The sequence below is a fragment of the Granulicatella sp. 20925_1_28 genome (genome assembly GCF_041433575.1).
In the GTDB taxonomy this organism is placed as follows: Bacteria; Bacillota; Bacilli; order Lactobacillales; family Aerococcaceae; genus Granulicatella.
On sequence record NZ_JAPWBS010000005.1, the window covers coordinates 1 to 15,618 of the forward strand.

General features: G+C 36.6%; 18 protein-coding genes and 1 pseudogene. 1 reads left to right on the forward strand and 18 read right to left on the reverse strand.

From position 1 onward, the window contains the following. Positions 1–532 precede the first annotated feature (532 nt). Genes O3793_RS03905 through uxuA form a run of 11 tightly spaced genes read right to left on the reverse strand, consistent with a single transcriptional unit; the run spans position 533 to position 9,437 of the window. Positions 533–1,153 (reverse strand): bifunctional 4-hydroxy-2-oxoglutarate aldolase/2-dehydro-3-deoxy-phosphogluconate aldolase, encoded by a 621-nt coding sequence (locus O3793_RS03905; protein ID WP_371445784.1) that lies wholly within the window; start codon positions 1,151–1,153, stop codon positions 533–535. Further along, on the reverse strand, positions 1,147–1,815 hold the full coding sequence (locus tag O3793_RS03910; protein ID WP_371445786.1) for an HAD family hydrolase: 669 nt from the start codon (positions 1,813–1,815) through the stop codon (positions 1,147–1,149). The genes O3793_RS03905 and O3793_RS03910 overlap by 7 nt, the downstream gene beginning before the upstream one ends. Before the next feature lie 11 nt (positions 1,816–1,826). Continuing rightward, positions 1,827–2,264: a PTS sugar transporter subunit IIA gene (locus O3793_RS03915; protein WP_371445788.1), complete on the reverse strand. Its 438-nt coding sequence runs from the start codon at positions 2,262–2,264 to the stop codon at positions 1,827–1,829. Then, on the reverse strand, positions 2,264–3,070 hold the full coding sequence (locus O3793_RS03920) for a hypothetical protein (RefSeq protein WP_371445790.1): 807 nt from the start codon (positions 3,068–3,070) through the stop codon (positions 2,264–2,266). The genes O3793_RS03915 and O3793_RS03920 overlap by 1 nt, the downstream gene beginning before the upstream one ends. Positions 3,071–3,081: 11 nt before the next feature. Further along, the gene (locus O3793_RS03925) at positions 3,082–3,585 is read right to left on the reverse strand and encodes a PTS system mannose/fructose/N-acetylgalactosamine-transporter subunit IIB (protein WP_371445792.1); all 504 of its coding nucleotides are present in this window, start codon (positions 3,583–3,585) and stop codon (positions 3,082–3,084) included. Between the two features lie 16 nt (positions 3,586–3,601). Next, a complete protein-coding gene (locus tag O3793_RS03930; protein ID WP_371445794.1) occupies positions 3,602–4,465 on the reverse strand; it encodes a PTS system mannose/fructose/sorbose family transporter subunit IID in 864 nt (287 codons plus the stop codon). A gap of 15 nt (positions 4,466–4,480) precedes the next feature. Further along, positions 4,481–5,314: a PTS mannose/fructose/sorbose/N-acetylgalactosamine transporter subunit IIC gene (locus tag O3793_RS03935; protein WP_371445795.1), complete on the reverse strand. Its 834-nt coding sequence runs from the start codon at positions 5,312–5,314 to the stop codon at positions 4,481–4,483. Between the two features lie 15 nt (positions 5,315–5,329). Then, positions 5,330–6,433, reverse strand: a complete 1,104-nt coding sequence (locus O3793_RS03940; RefSeq protein ID WP_371445797.1) for an iron-containing alcohol dehydrogenase family protein — start codon at positions 6,431–6,433, stop codon at positions 5,330–5,332. Further along, positions 6,430–7,440 carry a D-isomer specific 2-hydroxyacid dehydrogenase family protein gene (locus O3793_RS03945; RefSeq protein ID WP_371445800.1) on the reverse strand — a complete coding sequence of 337 codons (1,011 nt, stop codon included), beginning with the start codon at positions 7,438–7,440 and terminating at the stop codon, positions 6,430–6,432. Before O3793_RS03945 ends, O3793_RS03940 begins: the two co-directional genes overlap by 4 nt. A gap of 15 nt (positions 7,441–7,455) precedes the next feature. Beyond that, a complete protein-coding gene (gnd, locus tag O3793_RS03950; RefSeq protein WP_371445939.1) occupies positions 7,456–8,382 on the reverse strand; it encodes a phosphogluconate dehydrogenase (NAD(+)-dependent, decarboxylating) in 927 nt (308 codons plus the stop codon). Then, entirely contained in the window at positions 8,376–9,437 is a 1,062-nt protein-coding gene (gene uxuA / locus O3793_RS03955) for a mannonate dehydratase (RefSeq protein ID WP_371445801.1), read from the reverse strand. Before uxuA ends, gnd begins: the two co-directional genes overlap by 7 nt. Before the next feature lie 160 nt (positions 9,438–9,597). Here uxuA and O3793_RS03960 point away from each other — a divergent pair, with 160 nt between their 5' ends. Further along, positions 9,598–10,470 (forward strand): MurR/RpiR family transcriptional regulator, encoded by an 873-nt coding sequence (locus tag O3793_RS03960; RefSeq protein WP_371445803.1) that lies wholly within the window; start codon positions 9,598–9,600, stop codon positions 10,468–10,470. Positions 10,471–10,587: 117 nt separating this feature from the next. Here the strand turns inward: O3793_RS03960 and O3793_RS03965 are convergent, their stop codons facing one another. The 7 genes and pseudogenes from O3793_RS03965 to O3793_RS03995 all read right to left on the reverse strand — a co-directional run. Next, entirely contained in the window at positions 10,588–11,127 is a 540-nt protein-coding gene (locus tag O3793_RS03965; RefSeq protein ID WP_371445804.1) for an ECF-type riboflavin transporter substrate-binding protein, read from the reverse strand. A gap of 16 nt (positions 11,128–11,143) precedes the next feature. Continuing rightward, complete coding sequence (gene murB / locus O3793_RS03970; protein WP_371445806.1) at positions 11,144–12,055, reverse strand: UDP-N-acetylmuramate dehydrogenase; 912 nt, start codon at positions 12,053–12,055, stop codon at positions 11,144–11,146. A gap of 77 nt (positions 12,056–12,132) precedes the next feature. Then, a complete protein-coding gene (locus tag O3793_RS03975; RefSeq protein WP_371445809.1) occupies positions 12,133–12,831 on the reverse strand; it encodes a 5'-methylthioadenosine/adenosylhomocysteine nucleosidase in 699 nt (232 codons plus the stop codon). A gap of 15 nt (positions 12,832–12,846) precedes the next feature. Further along, a complete protein-coding gene (locus O3793_RS03980; RefSeq protein WP_371445811.1) occupies positions 12,847–13,371 on the reverse strand; it encodes a GNAT family N-acetyltransferase in 525 nt (174 codons plus the stop codon). Continuing rightward, on the reverse strand, positions 13,364–13,840 hold the full coding sequence (gene tsaE, locus O3793_RS03985; protein WP_371445813.1) for a tRNA (adenosine(37)-N6)-threonylcarbamoyltransferase complex ATPase subunit type 1 TsaE: 477 nt from the start codon (positions 13,838–13,840) through the stop codon (positions 13,364–13,366). The genes O3793_RS03980 and tsaE overlap by 8 nt, the downstream gene beginning before the upstream one ends. Positions 13,841–13,927: 87 nt before the next feature. Then, on the reverse strand, positions 13,928–14,665 hold the full coding sequence (locus O3793_RS03990; RefSeq protein ID WP_371445815.1) for an amino acid ABC transporter ATP-binding protein: 738 nt from the start codon (positions 14,663–14,665) through the stop codon (positions 13,928–13,930). Next, positions 14,665–15,429, reverse strand: a pseudogene (locus tag O3793_RS03995) (amino acid ABC transporter permease); the annotation flags it as partial. The pseudogene O3793_RS03995 and the gene O3793_RS03990, both read right to left, overlap by 1 nt. Positions 15,430–15,618 lie beyond the last annotated feature (189 nt).

Below are 15,618 nucleotides of genomic sequence, written 5' to 3' on the forward strand. Positions count from 1 at the left end.
GCATAAATAAAAAGACGAGTTCATAAGAACTCGTCATACACTTTAATTATTTTCCTGTCTACTTGACAGGGGGCACTTCACTGTAGCATATATGTTACTTTTTGCTTTTTTACTTAAGATTTTTGCACTAAAAAAACGCTATTCAAATAATGAATAACGTCTTTTAAAATTATATAATATTAGTTTTAAAAAGGAGCTGATAATGTACCACTGTTAAAAACTAAACTTTAATTTCTCAGTTTTAACACTTTTCTTCTACTTATCCAAACTAGCTCTGATTATTTGTCATCTTATAATTTATATGAAAACCGGTGTTTTCTATATACTAATTGTACAATTGAAGGAATTATTCTTATTTTCTATAGAAAAATTATTTTTAATTTTTTGAAGCTATTTTGTACCTACTAATCTGTATTCCCCCATATATAGTATGTCCACCGTACAAAAATCAAAATTTTTTCTTGAGTCGTATTCATACAAAAAAGGAATTAAGCAACATCAGTCACTTAACCCCTTCTAACAAAGCGTCGTTTTAATCTAAAGCTTTGATAAACTCTTGTGCTACGCGCGTTACACTTTCGTATCCTTCAGTTGCAACTTTAGCTGAAAGCGCACTACCGATACCTACCGCGCAGGCTCCAGCTTCTTTCCACTCTTTTACGTTTGAAGCTGAAACACCACCAGAAGGCATTAAATTCACTTCCGGAATTGGTCCGTGGATGGCTTGGATGAATCCTTTACCAATCGTTCCACCAGGGAATAGTTTTACGATTTTAGCACCAGCAGCAGTCGCGTTGACCACTTCTGTCACTGTTCCGCATCCTGGAGAATATTCAATGTCATTTTCCACTGCGTATTTTGCAATCTCTGGTGAAAAATGTGGACTCACTAAGAATTTTGCACCAGCAGCTTTTGCTAAAGCAGCATGATCTAAATTCATTACCGTTCCAGCGCCAACGATAACTTTGTTGTCATCTTTGAATTCTTCAATCAATTCCTTGATCACTTCATCTGCTTTTGGTGTTGAAAATGTAATTTCAATGTTATAAATGCCACCTTTAATCGCGTAACGTGCAATATTTTTGGCATCTTCTTTATCCTTCCCGCGAATAACCGCAAAGAAGTAGTTTTCCTTTAATTGTTCAACTAACATACTTGATTCGCCTCCAAAAATGTGTATGTTTCTTCTAAATCTCTGAATAAACCTAAACATTGATTATGCTCGAGTTTTAATTGTTGCCGATATAAGAGTTCACTAACTAGACAAACATCTATACCTGCTGTCACTGCAGCAGTTGCACCAACTATTGTATCTTCAAAAGCAATCGCATCTTTTGAATTAGTGTCAAAACAGTTTAGTGCCGCTAAATAGATATCAGGTGCTGGTTTGAGTTTTTGTACTTGATCTGCACATACGATTGCATCAAAAACGTCACAAGCATCATTTTTAGAAAGTAACTCATTTATTCTCTTTTTAGTTGATGAAGAAGCTAAAATCACTTTAAAACCTTTATCTTTTAAAATTTCAGCAAGCTCTTTAGCAAACTTTCCTAACTTAATTTCACTATTATTTAATTTTTCCTGATAATATTGTTCACGAACAACACGAATTTTTTTTGCTAACTCTGAATCATTTAACAAACTAATAATTTTTGCATCATTAGCCGCTGAACTTTGTCCCGTTAAAGACTCAACAAATCCTTCTGGGACTATAACTCCGTATTCTTTAAAGCCTTGTTTCCATCCTTCAGCATAAATACGCTCAGAATCCACAAATAGACCATCCATATCAAAAATTGCGACTTGCTTAGGCATAAAAATACCCCCTAAAAGTCGTCTTCGTCTGCTTCTTCAACGACAGATTTTTTCCATACATAATCATCAGAGATTGTATAGTTTTTCAATTCATTCACTGCAGCTTCTAAGTCGCTACCAAGGAGTTGTTGGTTAATCCCTTCAAGAACCATTGGTAAGCTTGCTCCAGCAATTAAGCGTACATTTTCAGCACGTTTTTCATCTAATTTATTTACAGAAAGCACTGATTGGTTGTATGGAGAAGCACTTAATAAATCCGCAATAATTAGTACTGATTCATTTTCGTCAAAACCTGCTAATGTAGCATAGATTTTTTCTCCAAATGCTTCTACAGATTCACCTGAGTGCAATCCGATTGTTGTGATTCCTTTGACTTCACCAAAAATCACTTCTGCTGCATCTTTAAATCCAGCAGCTAATTCACCATGCGTTACAATTAAAATTTGCATTATCGTTCCTCCAATATGGTTTCGATTTTTTGACGTTGACGAATTAAAAGTTCGTCATCTATCTTCTCTGAAAGAATAACATTACCTAAAGAATCTAGATCCGGATGGATTTTGAAACTCTTTTGGTTAGAATCTTCCGTCACTGTTAAGGTAGTGTTTGCTCCAACGCTATCTAATTCATAAATTTTTGATTGAGCCTTGACACTATTTCTTAATGCAACAAAACCGATTCCATTCGTGCAACCACCATCAACAACGGCAAAAGCTACTCGTTTATTCTTTTTGTATTTTTCAAGTAAACTCAACACTTCAATAATTGATGAAGTGTTTCTCACTTGCGTCTTGCTGCTAGGTCTACCTTTGACAATTCCATTAAACACATAGAAGAAAGCTAGCGCAAAAACAGTCAGAACTGTTGTGAGTAATGTTCCTTCGAACACTCGCATTAGGAAAAAGAAAATTCCTAAGCCAATACATAAACTAGCAACACTTTCAAAAGCAATTCGAGTCAACGTATTTCGTTTATTCTTTTCAGTATCCGTGAAAGAATAATCGCCAAATGAAACAATTGGCGTATCGAAATACGTAGTGATAATTTTATCCGCCTTAGAAACATCCCCAATATAAATATTGTGATATTTTCTTTTCTTCTCCTCAATTTCGATGACGTTGATATCATCTCGGATGTTCAAGACATCTGAGAGAAACGTTTGAATAAATTTATCCTTTTGTTTGTCAGTATTTCTCTTTTTCAAGAGAAATCCATAACGAACAATCCAATCGTTCATTTGGCGATTACTTTCCATGATTCTACCTCTTATAAACTAAATTTTTTAAGCACATCATCTAATGATGTCTTGCCTGCTGAAGGAGTAGCTTGGAAATAAATATCTTTAACTCCATAATTGTCGCGAAGATCTTTTAAAGTTTCAGCATCTGCTTTATTTAAATGCACAGATTTTGTTACTAACACATCTTCATCATTTTTCTTAGCAATACCACCAATATTTAATTCCTCTACTGGAACTCCATGTTTTACAAGGTTTGCAATTGTTCCTACTGTTTTCGCAATTAAAATACAGCTATAGTCTTTGAATTTGTATTCATCCCAATAGAATTTTGCTTTTTCTTCAGAAATCACAATTGTCTTTTGGCCAGTACGGTTTCCCGCACTCTTATATAAATCCTTCATAAACGGATCTTTTGCAACTACATCATCGACAACGAAGATTGAGTTTACTCCATTTCTTTGCGATAGTGTAATCATTACTTGTCCGTGGATTAAACGTTCATCCACACGTGCTAAATTAACTTTTCCCATTAAAGGCTCCTCCACATTATAGAATTCCAACAGATGCTAACACAATAAGAATTAATGTTAACCATAATAAAGCTTGTGTAACTTTGAGTCCCTTCTTAACGAAGTAATAATACACACCCATTACTACTGCTAATGGTAAAATACCAGGGACGATTTTATCCAGTAATTCTTGAATAACGAAGTTTTTACCAGAAAGTGTGAATTGTAGACTTGAAGTCACTTTGACGTAGTTACCAGCTAAAATCCCCATCATAAACAACCCTAAGATTGATAATAAACTAATCGCATCTTTTACACCTGAACTATGAACTAAGCTTGTTGCATTTCTACCTAAAGAGAAACCTTGACGAGCAAAGAATAATCCAACAAAAAGTTGATAAAGTGCAAAACAGATGAATGGGAATAATGCACCTAGTGCACTACCTTCTTGAGCCCAAGGAATAGCAATCGCAATAAAAATATATTGCATTGTACCTGAGTCAATTGCATCCCCGATACCAGCAAGAGCACCCATTAAACCAGCTTTAGTGTTATACATTAAGTCATCTGTCATTGTAATTTCTTCATTTTCATACTCTTGACGAGCTCTTTCTTTTTCCATTGAAGACATTAAACCAGTGATAACCCCACCACCCCAAGTTAATTGAGTGTTGAAGAAGAGTAATTGTCTCTTATAAGCTTCTTTTCTTTTTTCAGGATCTTTATATAATTTGTTTAAAATTGGCATCATTGCATATAGTAAAGATGCTGAAATATAACGGTCAAATGAGTGTGGAATTTCATTTGCAAAGTGCCATCTTAGATATGCTTTTGTAACGTCCTTTTGAGTAATTTCTTCAGGAGCTAACGCCACATTTTTTTGAGTTGTTTCAGTATTCATTATCTATTCCTCCAATTAAAAATCATCGTCGTCATCATCGTCAAATTGAGCAGTTGATGATCCAGCCGGGCTAGCAGCTACTGGTTGGTTGTTGTTTTTAGTTACCATTACGAAAATAGCAGCAACAAGTACACCAATAATTGCATAAGTTACCATTGTAACATTTAAAGGTTTTAAGATTACACTCATGAAGTATGCTAATAAGAAGAATACTAAGTAATCTTTACGTCCGATAACATAGATTGTTGTAGAGATACCGATTGCGGCTAAACCACCACCGACTACTTCTAACACGTGAAGAACTACTGTTTCTTTTAATTGACCGATAAGATCTGCAATCACTGGAGCACCCCAGTACAATGAAGCGAATACTAATGGTACGAATAGTAAGAATGAAGCAATTGTTGGATACCAAATGATTGAACGTTTGATAGCACCTTCATCCATTTTTTCTACAGCTTTATCTGTATATTTACCTAAAAATGTATTTAAGAAGAATCTGAATTGATATAAATAACTTCCTAATAATCCAACTGGAACTGCAACCCCAATAGCTGCTTCTGGTGTTAAATTCCCTAATAAAGCAACCGGTACGGCAATTGCTGCTGCAATTGCAGGTTCTGAAGGCATTGATCCACCAGGAGAGAACACTCCCATGTAGATTAATTGAAGAGCTGCTGTAACAATCATTGCATTACTAACATCTCCCATAATAATTCCGCAGACTAGACCAGTCATTAATGGCGAGAAGCGAAGTGTTAAGGTCGCACCACCACCAAGCCATCTTGACATAACAGCTGCTACCCATAGAGCAATTAATAAACTTTGTACTACTGATAATGTTTCCATTACCTTTTTCCTCCTTTATTTGTTAGAAATATATTCTTCTAACTCTAATAATTTTTCTTTTAAATAATTAAAATTAATTTCAATTGGTAACAAATGAACTTTAGCTTTGCTATCCACAAATCTAACAACATCATCTATCACAGTTTCATCTTCTGGGTAAATCCCCATATGATGTAAAGATTGAGGTAAATTTAATTCTTCATAATATGGAATCAATTCATCAATCACATTCCATTTATTTTCTAATGCTAATTGGTAGAAAATACCATAGGCTACTTTCTCACCATGTAAAAACTTATGACTTTCATGAATATATTTCGCAATTCCATCATGAATGGCATGAGCTGCTGCATTTCTTGCATATTTGTCACCTAAACCACCTACAAGACCTGCTACCGCAAACACTATTTCAGAACATTGAATAAATTCATCACTAAGGACTTGTTTTTTCATATCTTCGATAGCTTTGTTTCCTTTTTCCATTAATACGTCTTTGGAAATTTTTGCAGTATATCTAGCAAGCGATACGAAAGCTTCTGACTGTAAAAAGTCTTGAGAAGTAATTAAGTCAGATTCGTACCATTTAGCAAGAGTATCCGCAATACCTGCTACGAAATACTCTACTGGAGAATCTATTACTAATCTTGGATCTGTTATAAAGAAGCTTGCTTGTTGTAGAAAATGCTCTGTTTTCCCTTCTGAATCTCCATTTTCCTTGTACATTACAGAAAGTGGTGTCCATGGAGCACAGTTACTTGTCAAAGTAGGAATAACACCAAACGGTACATTTGCTACATTTGCAGCATAACCAACTAAATCAGTTAGTTTACCACCACCAACTCCGATAATAAAATCACAATTCTCGATTTTAACTTTATCTACAATTAAATCAGTTCCATAGTAACTACATTCACCTGTATATTGATGAAAAACAAAACGATACTTTTCTGAATCTAAAAAGGTTAAAAATTTCTTTGCTTTCTTCCATGAAATAGTTCCATGAACTACTAACACTGTTTTGGCCTTATGGGCATCCAAAACATTTACCACTTCATCAATTGCATTAACTGCATAACGATAATATTGTGGACCAACTTTCACTTTTAAATCGTCAATCATTTTACTTCTCCTTTCACATAACTACTTTTACTTTGTACAGATCTTACAGGAAGCTTTCCTTCCACAATCACCTCGCAATCTTCTACACATTTTTCTCCCATTGCCTCTAAACATTCCATGGTATATGCAGAAGTATGTGGAGTAACCACTACATTTTCAAATGCAAGATATGGATGGTTAGCGCGTCCTGGTTCAACTTCTAGCACGTCGGTTGCAAAACCAGCAATTTTACCAGATTTTAACCCCTCTACAATTGCTTTTTCATCAACTAACGCTCCTCTAGCTGAGTTGGAAATATACACATTTGGCTTCATCATTTCAATCTCTTTCTTTGAAATAAAATGATAATTCTCTTCAGTAAGGTTTGCACATAAACAAATAACGTCCGAATTACGAATTAAATCTTCAAATTCTACTTTTTCTGCACCATGCTGTTCGATTTCTAACTTAGTCTTATAAGGGTCATAGGCGAGAACTCTACATCTGAATCCGAATTTTAGTGTTTCAGCAACACAACCCCCAGTATTTCCGATTCCGATAACACCAACTACTTTGTTATAAAGTGAATGGCCAATAAATGACGCTCTTCTTTCCCATTGATTTTCTTCAACAGCGTCTAAAGCACCAACTGTTCTTCTCATAACAGCTAATAAGTTCGTGATGTTATTACCCGCAACAGCATCACGTTCTACAAGCGCGGGGATAATTGAAACAATTGTGTTATGTTTTCTCGCTGCTTCTAAATTAACATTATTAAATCCAATACCATGTCTTGATATCAAAAGTAATTCATCTTTATGTTCAAAGAATTCAGTATCAAAAAATGGTGTTACACTTGCGATGATGATGTCATAGCCTTTCAAATTTTCCGCTAGTTCCTTCCCAGGAATTTCTTGTGGAAAATTGAAATACTCAACTTCACCAATATTTCTTAATCTTTCTAAGTGGTTGGGGAAGATTCTTCCGAAACTACTCGAATTGACAATAGCGATTTTATGATGACTCATGAAATTGCCTCCTCGTTATTTCATCTTCATTTCGTGTCCGCCAAACCCATTTCTTAAAGAAGAAACAAGTTTATTAGAAAATTCATCTGCACCGCAGCTACTATTTCGAACAAATAATGAGTCTGCGATAACTGGAGTTGGAACTCCTAGGCGAAGTGCTTCTTCTAATGTCCATTTAGCTTCACCATTGCTTCCGATGACTCCTTCAATTTTTTCAAGTTTAGGGTCTTTACGAAAGGCTTCTTGTGCCAATTCCATTAACCATGAACGGATGACTGAACCATTATTCCAAACTTTTGCGACTTTTTCGTTATCAAATGTGTATTCAGAATGCTCCAAAATATTGAAACCTTCTCCAATGGCTTGCATCATTCCGTATTCCACTCCATTGTGAACCATCTTCAAGTAATGTCCTGCAGAAGGTTGATCTACAAATAGACAACCATCTTCAATCGCGATTGCTTCGAAGAAGTCTTTCACTTGGTCGAAAGCTTCTTGGTCGCCACCAATCATTAGGCAGGCACCGTTTCTAGCTCCGCTCATTCCTCCAGAAGTTCCACAATCTAGGAAATAAATTTCTTTTTCTTTTAAAGTATGATAGTTATTCAAACTATCTTTATAGTTAGAGTTTCCGCTATCAATGACAATATCTCCTGCTTTTAAGAGATTTGACAATTCATTAACAACTCCATTTGTAATTTTTCCAGCTGGAAGACTAAGCATCACCACTCTGACATCGTCCAAGTTTCCAATCAATTCATCGATGGAATGATTAACAGGTAAACCTGCTTCATGAGCCTTTGCTACTGACTCAGTTGACACATCAAAACCTACGACGTCAAAAGCATGTTCTTTAGCATTAAGCGCTAAATTCAATCCCATTTTTCCGAGTCCAATTAATCCGATTTTCATGTTGCATAGCTTCCTTTCAAGCTTTAATATTGTTTTTCTACTGCTTCTTCAAGACCTTGTAAGTATGAAATACCAATTGCACGGTCATATAATCCGTAACCAGGTCTTGCAACTTCACCCCAGATAGTACGTCCGTGGTCTGGACGAGCGATGCCATCAAATCCGATGTCATGTAACGCCTTCACAATTGCATACATATCTAGTGAACCTTCTTTACTTAAGTGAGCTGATTCTAAGAAATGTTTATCTCCAAGAATTTGTACATTTCTTAAGTGTGCGAAATGGATTTTTCCTTTTAATGAGTGAATAATATCCACTAAATCATTTTCTGGATTTGCTCCAAGTGAACCAGTACATAAAGTTACTCCGTTGTAATCAGAATCAACGGCATTCACGATTTTTAGGATATCTTCTTTATTTTTAGTGATACGAGGAAGACCAAACATATCAAATGGTGGATCATCTGGGTGAATCGCCATCTTCACGCCATACTCCTCACAGACAGGAATCACTCTTTCTAAGAAGTAGCAAAGGTTTTCGAATAGTTTTTCTTCTGTAATTCCTTTGTACATATCTTCAAGTTTTTGGAATTTTGCAAGACGTTCAGGTTCCCAACCAGATAATTGGAATCCAGAAGTTTGTCCGCTAATTAATCCAAACATTTGCTTCGGTTCGATTTGTTGAACCACTTTATCATCATATTCAAGTGTATGAGATCCATCTGGAAGTTCGTACTCTAGATTTGTTTTTGCCCATCCAAAGATTGGTTTGAAACTGTAGCAAATCACGTTTACTCCAAGTTCTCCAAGATTTTTGATGTTTTCTTTATACACTTCAATATAGTGGTCACGTTCAGGTGTCCCAGCTTTAATCGAATCATGAATCGATACACTTTCAATACCTGCTAAAGTAAGCCCTTTTGCTTCTACTGCATTTTTCAGCGCAAGAATTTCTTCTTTAGTCCACAAGTCTCCTGGTAATTTTTTCACAAGAGTTCCAACAACACCGTGCATATTTGGGATTTGTCGAATGTGGTCTAATGTGATAGGGTCATTGTCTCCATACCATCTAAATGTCCATTTCAATTTTTTCACCTTCTGTATACTGTTCTAAAGTTAACTTATACTAAAAGTATAACATTAAATTTTATTTTGTAAACCCTTTTATAAAAAAATATTTTTTATTTACTTTTTTTATTCTCTATGTTATTATTTCTGTAAATAAAGGGAAACAGGGAGGCTTCTCATGCAAAACATTTATTTATTAAACATCATTAAACAAAATAAAAATAAATTTAGTTCCTCTGAAGATTCTCTAGTGGACTACTTTTTACAATTAAAAAACGATGAGCTCGTTAATAAAACCTTAGCTGATATGGCAAACGAAACAGATATTTCACAAACAACGATTTATAATTTCGTAAAAAAATTAGGTTTTAATGGATTTCAAGATTTCAAAATTAAACTAGCTTCTAATTCTATCATCCCTACTCAACCAGAACGTTTCGTAAACTATACTGAGATTGATCCTTCGGACTCTTATATAGAAGTTGCTAAGAAAACCATTCATTTTAATCAACAATCACTAGAAAACTTGATTAATTTTTTAGACGAAAAAACTTTACATCGCATAGTTCGTTTACTTGAAAAGAGTCATGACGTATACTTCTTTGGTCAAGGAGGTTCTTCCGTTATTGCATTAGACTCTTATCATAAGTTTCTTCGTACAAAACTAAATTGCCACTATGTTTCTGATTACCATATTCAATTGAGTATTTGTAGTAAATTATCAAAAAAAGATTGCGTATTTCTCTTCTCCCACTCAGGTGATTCGTTAGAAACGATTAATCTTGCTAAAATTTTACAAAAGAATGGTTGCCCAGTTATTTGTATTACAGGAAACCCTACTGGTAAAATTCTTAAACTTGCAACAGAATCCGTTATTGCTTTCTCACAAGAAGCAAAATACAGAACAGAGAGCCTGACTTCACGCCTACTATATCAAACTGTCATGGATATACTTTACACCATCATTATGTTCAAAGACGAAGAGGAAAATGAAAAGGTACTAAAGAGGATAAGAAGTGCAATCTCACTTTCAAAAACGAGTGAGGATTAATCTTCCACTAACAATGTTTGCCAAAAACGAAAGGACGGTAGATTTTCAACCGTCCTTTCCCTATATATACAAAAATCCCGAAATTCACTTATAAGTGAATTTCGGGATTTCGCATTTTTACTGTTTATTTTGTTTCAATTTATAGTTTGCATATAGCTTCAACGTAATCGTTCCAAAGATTGCTACTGTCAATAAGTTGATGATACTTGCAATCCAGCCTTGCGTAAATACAACTGCTGTGGAACTTTGATAGAACAATACATCTAACGTTGGCGCAATCAATCCGAAAATGGCAATATTTACGGCTGCTTGCACCACATTAAATCGTACCATATCGTGCTGTGAAAAGACTCCTTGACGTAAGCTGTTGCGACGAATCGCAAAGCCAAATACGAAGCCTAATGCTCCCGAACTTAGCGCCCAAGAAAGCCACAAGTGATCCGTATAGATTAAATCAAATAATACATGCCCAGTAAAACCGACAATGGCCGCTGGAATAGCGCCAGCAACACCTGCAAAGAGTGCAAGGTAGCCATATGCAAATTGAATATATACTCCCTCAAATGGTGTTGTAATCGACGTTAATGTCATTATCGTTGTCATAATTCCAATCCCAATAATGGTGTAGAGAATTGTTTTAAACAGTCCGTCTTTCACAATACCCCTCCTTTACCTATTTCGATGTTGGCTCTTCTCCAATAATACGTACTTCTGGTTCTAGCGCAACGCCGTCTTTTTCTAAAATCACTTTTTGAACATAACGGATTAAATCCATATAGTCCGTTGCTGTTCCGTTATCAATATTCACCATAAATCCAGCATGCTTTTTAGAGACTTGCACGCCACCGATTTGATGTCCTTGAAGTCCAGCGTCTTGAATTAGTTTTCCTGTAAAATGCCCCTCTGGACGTTTAAACACGCTCCCACAAGACGGATACTCAAGCGGTTGTTTGCTTTGGCGTAAATGGGTTAATTCTGCTACTTTTTGGTCAATCTCTTCTTGAACGCCTTTGGTTAGTCGGAATCCAACTTCAATCACAAGATCACCTGTTTTTTGAACATGGCTATGACGGTAGCTAAAGTCTAAATCTTCGTTTGTGTAAGTTTTGAATTCCCCATCTGGAGTAATCACTTCCACGTACTCAACGACTTCACTCACTTCACCGCCGTATGCTCCAGCGTTCATGAAAATCGCTCCGCCGACACTTCCTGGAATGCCACAAGCAAATTCTAAGCCTGTTAATCCATTTTTCGCAGCTTCTTTTGAGACATCAATTAAGGCTACTCCGCCTTCAGCGACGATTTGTGTATCCGATACAGTTAAATGAGACATATCGTTTAACATAATCACCGCACCGCTAATTCCGCCATCTTTAATAATGACGTTCGATGCGTTTCCTAAAATCGTCGTTGGAATATCTTTTTCGCGAAGCCAATGCATCACTGCGCTTGCTTCTTTTTTATCTTTTGGAAAAATCAGAATGGCAGCACGGCCACCTGTTTTTGTAAATGTATAATTTTTAAGTGGTTCGTTGTAAAAAACTTTTACATCCGGAAACTCTGTTGAAAATACAGTATAATCCATATTCTTCTCCTTATTCGTAATCCTTTTAATACTACTATTCTAATACGATTACGTCAACTATTAGGAAGTAGTCTTCCTTACGCATCCCATTCTTGTAATAGTTGATGGACCATTTGAGCTGATCGTTTTCCAGCTTGAACGATAAACGTATCAAAATCGACTGCAGATGTTCCGCGTTCTGGAATATCTGAGATGGCACGAATTACGATAAATGGCACTCCAAACGCGTGACAAGCTTGCGCAATCGCTGCCCCTTCCATTTCCGAAGCCATCACATCTGGGAAGTGTTTTAAAATATGTGTTCTTTGTTCACTAGTATGAATAAAGCTATCTGAAGAAACGATAAGTCCCGTATGGCTCTTTAAATCCACTTTAGCAATCGCTTGTTCAATGGACGGTGAAAAGTCTTGATTCATGGTAAAACGCGCTGGCATGCCCGGCATTTGCCCGTAAACGTAATTAAAGGCTGTCACGTCAGCATCACAATACGCAAGTTCTGTTCCAATGACAATATCTCCGATTTCTAGAGTTGTGTCAAAACCACCAGCAGACCCCGTATTAATGACCAAGTCTACTCCGAAACGGTCGATTAAGATTCCTGCAGCCAGTGCAGACATGACTTTTCCGATTCCTGATTGGACAAGGACAATCGACTTTTCTTCAAGTGTGCCTTCAATAAATTCCCAGTTGGCAACGGTTGTTCTCTTTTCAATCGTCATCTCTTCTTCAAGGAGACGCTTTTCTTCTTCCATTGCGGCAATAATTCCAAATTTCATTCTTTCACCTCATTATTATCGTTCGATCTGTTTCGCCATTAAGACGATATCTTCATATCCGTCACCGATTTTGACGCCGTTTTTAAGGCGACCTTCTTCTTCAAATCCACACTTCTCATAAAGTCGGCGTGCTTTCTTATTCACAGCTACGACCTCAAGTTCAACACGACCAAGCCTTGAGTATTCTGCCACCCAAGCCAGCATTTCTTCCATCATTACGGTCGCAATACCTTGCCCCCAGTAGGACTTCAATACGCTAATTCCTAATTCACCACGGTGTGAGAATTTAGGATGCAAACTTCCCGCAATCGAACCTACAGCAATAATTTCGTCCCCGTCTTTTGCTAGTAACATATATTGATTTTCATTCTCGTAGAGCGATTCAATAAACAACTCTTCTTGAGCCACAGAATACTTCAACCCTTCTGGTCCAAAGGAAAGAAAATCCGTTTCACTACCTACTTTTTTACTATAATCTAATAACGCTTTAGCATCGTCTTTTTCTGGAAGTGCAAATGTAATTTCTCGTTCTTTACTCATCTGTTGCCTCCTCCAATTTGTTGATAAATTCTTCGTACTCTTTTCCGTGTGGGACTAAACGAATCACACGTTCAGACTCTCCGTCTCCTACACGGTCGATTTGAATCTTTAAGAATGTCGAAGGAAGTTCATCTTCGATATACTGCGCCCATTCAACGACGCACACACCACCCGCATAGAAGTACTCTTCAAGGCCAACTTCGCTTGCGCCACCACTTTCTTCAATACGATACATATCCATATGAAATAGCGGTAAGCGGCCTTTACGGTACTCGCGAATCAATGTATACGTTGGGCTCTTAATGACACGGTCGATCCCTAAACCAAGGGCAATCCCTTTTGTAAGAGTCGTCTTTCCAGCGCCTAAATCTCCTTCGAGAATCACGCAGCTATTTTCAAATAACGCCTCGCCTAGACGCTGCCCTAGCGCCATTGTCTCCTCTTGTGATGATGTATGTCTAACAAACATGATGCTACTCCTTCAAACTTGTTTCTGTTGTCTGGCATAAAAAAAGAGCCAAGACAAACTGTCTTAGCTCATTATAGCATATTTCGCTTATTTTAGAACGCGTCCTAAAAATTCTTTCGTACGGTCCACTTGTGGGTTTTCAAAGATTTGTTCTGGAGTACCTTCTTCGGCGATAACTCCTTTATCCATGAAGACAACGCGGTCGCTGACTTCTTTGGCAAATCCCATTTCGTGTGTGACAACAATCATTGTTAGCCCTGTGTGCGCTAAGCTTTTCATTGTTTCTAACACTTCGTTTACCATTTCTGGGTCAAGTGCTGACGTTGGTTCGTCGAAAAGCAATACATCTGGTTCCATTGATAATGCACGTGCGATAGCTACACGTTGTTTTTGTCCACCTGATAATTGACGAGGTTTTGCATTAATGTACGCAGCCATTCCTACTTTTTCAAGGAATTCTTTTGCGATTTTCTCTGCTTCCTCTTTTGATTTTTTCAATACTTTCATAGGTCCAACAATACAGTTTTCTAACACGTTTAAGTTGTTAAATAAGTTAAATTGTTGGAAAACCATTCCTACGTGAGTACGGTATTCGTAAATACTCTTGTCATGTTCAAGAATATTTTGGCCATCGTAGTAGATTTCGCCTGAAGTTGGTTTTTCAAGTAAGTTTACACAACGTAAAAGTGTTGATTTACCAGAACCACTTGAACCGATAATCGTTACCACTTCCCCTCGTTTTACTTCAAAAGAAATATCTTTAAGAACTTCATTAGTACCGAAAGTTTTACTTAAGTTTTGAATGGAAATTACTGCTTCGCTCATTATGCATTTCCTTTCTGTCTAGTTTTTTCTTCGACTGCTGACATTGAGTTTGAGTTCAATGGATCTGAATAAATCACTTCATAGTTATCAGGACCATCTAATTTACGTTCGAAGTAACGTAAAATACGAGTCACTGTGAATGTCATGATGAAGTATAAAATTAATGTGACAAAGAATGTATCGAAGTAACGGAAGTTTTGTCCCGCAACTGTTTTTGTCGCAAAGTACAATTCTGATACAGAAATTACGTTCAATACAGAAGTATCTTTGATGTTGATAACGAACTCGTTTCCTACTGCTGGAAGGATGTTACGGAGTACTTGTGGGAAAACAACATAGCGCATTGTTTGCCAGTGCGTCATCCCGATAGCTTGGCTGGCTTCAAATTGTCCTTGGTCGATAGAGATAATTCCACCACGAACGATTTCTGACATATAAGCCCCTGTGTTAATTGATACGATGAAAATCGCAGCGAATGTCACATCTAAATTGATACCAAACATTAATGCTGTTCCGTAGTAAATTACCATCGCTTGTACGATCATTGGTGTTCCACGGAAGAATTCTGTATAGCAGTTTAAAATAATAACTGCAATTTTTAAAAGGATACGTTTAGGTCCTTTTTCTGGTAGTGGAATTGTTTTAACAAATCCAATGAACATCCCGATTAATGTCCCGATAATTGTACCAATAATTGAAATATATAGTGTAATCCAGGCACCTGTTAAGAACATTTGCCAGTTCTGTTGAATGATTTTTACAATCCAATCAATACTCATTTATTTTCCTACTTTCTGTATTTAATGTGTATGTATACGCCACACGAGGTGGCGGTGTGTTATGTTTGTTTTCTATATTCTGCGATTGCCTTGGCGCAGTGGTGAATTCAAGCTCACATTCTGTGTAGTTGAACTCGGGCTCACAGGACTGACGTCCACTTCCCGAAAAGTACG

Bases quoted from the DNA above. Each gene is read 5' to 3' on its own strand.
- O3793_RS03905 (WP_371445784.1), bottom strand. From the start codon at position 1,153: ATGTTAGTTGAACAATTAAAGGAAAACTACTTCTTTGCGGTTATTCGC.
- O3793_RS03930 (WP_371445794.1), bottom strand. From the start codon at position 4,465: ATGAATACTGAAACAACTCAAAAAAATGTGGCGTTAGCTCCTGAAGAA.
- O3793_RS03980 (WP_371445811.1), bottom strand. From the start codon at position 13,371: ATGAGTAAAGAACGAGAAATTACATTTGCACTTCCAGAAAAAGACGAT.
- murB (WP_371445806.1), bottom strand. From the start codon at position 12,055: ATGGATTATACTGTATTTTCAACAGAGTTTCCGGATGTAAAAGTTTTT.
- O3793_RS03915 (WP_371445788.1), bottom strand. From the start codon at position 2,264: ATGCAAATTTTAATTGTAACGCATGGTGAATTAGCTGCTGGATTTAAA.
- O3793_RS03910 (WP_371445786.1), bottom strand. From the start codon at position 1,815: ATGCCTAAGCAAGTCGCAATTTTTGATATGGATGGTCTATTTGTGGAT.
- O3793_RS03925 (WP_371445792.1), bottom strand. From the start codon at position 3,585: ATGGGAAAAGTTAATTTAGCACGTGTGGATGAACGTTTAATCCACGGA.
- tsaE (WP_371445813.1), bottom strand. From the start codon at position 13,840: ATGTTTGTTAGACATACATCATCACAAGAGGAGACAATGGCGCTAGGG.
- O3793_RS03960 (WP_371445803.1), top strand. From the start codon at position 9,598: ATGCAAAACATTTATTTATTAAACATCATTAAACAAAATAAAAATAAA.
- O3793_RS03920 (WP_371445790.1), bottom strand. From the start codon at position 3,070: ATGGAAAGTAATCGCCAAATGAACGATTGGATTGTTCGTTATGGATTT.
- O3793_RS03940 (WP_371445797.1), bottom strand. From the start codon at position 6,433: ATGATTGACGATTTAAAAGTGAAAGTTGGTCCACAATATTATCGTTAT.
- O3793_RS03945 (WP_371445800.1), bottom strand. From the start codon at position 7,440: ATGAGTCATCATAAAATCGCTATTGTCAATTCGAGTAGTTTCGGAAGA.
- O3793_RS03975 (WP_371445809.1), bottom strand. From the start codon at position 12,831: ATGAAATTTGGAATTATTGCCGCAATGGAAGAAGAAAAGCGTCTCCTT.
- O3793_RS03990 (WP_371445815.1), bottom strand. From the start codon at position 14,665: ATGAGCGAAGCAGTAATTTCCATTCAAAACTTAAGTAAAACTTTCGGT.
- O3793_RS03935 (WP_371445795.1), bottom strand. From the start codon at position 5,314: ATGGAAACATTATCAGTAGTACAAAGTTTATTAATTGCTCTATGGGTA.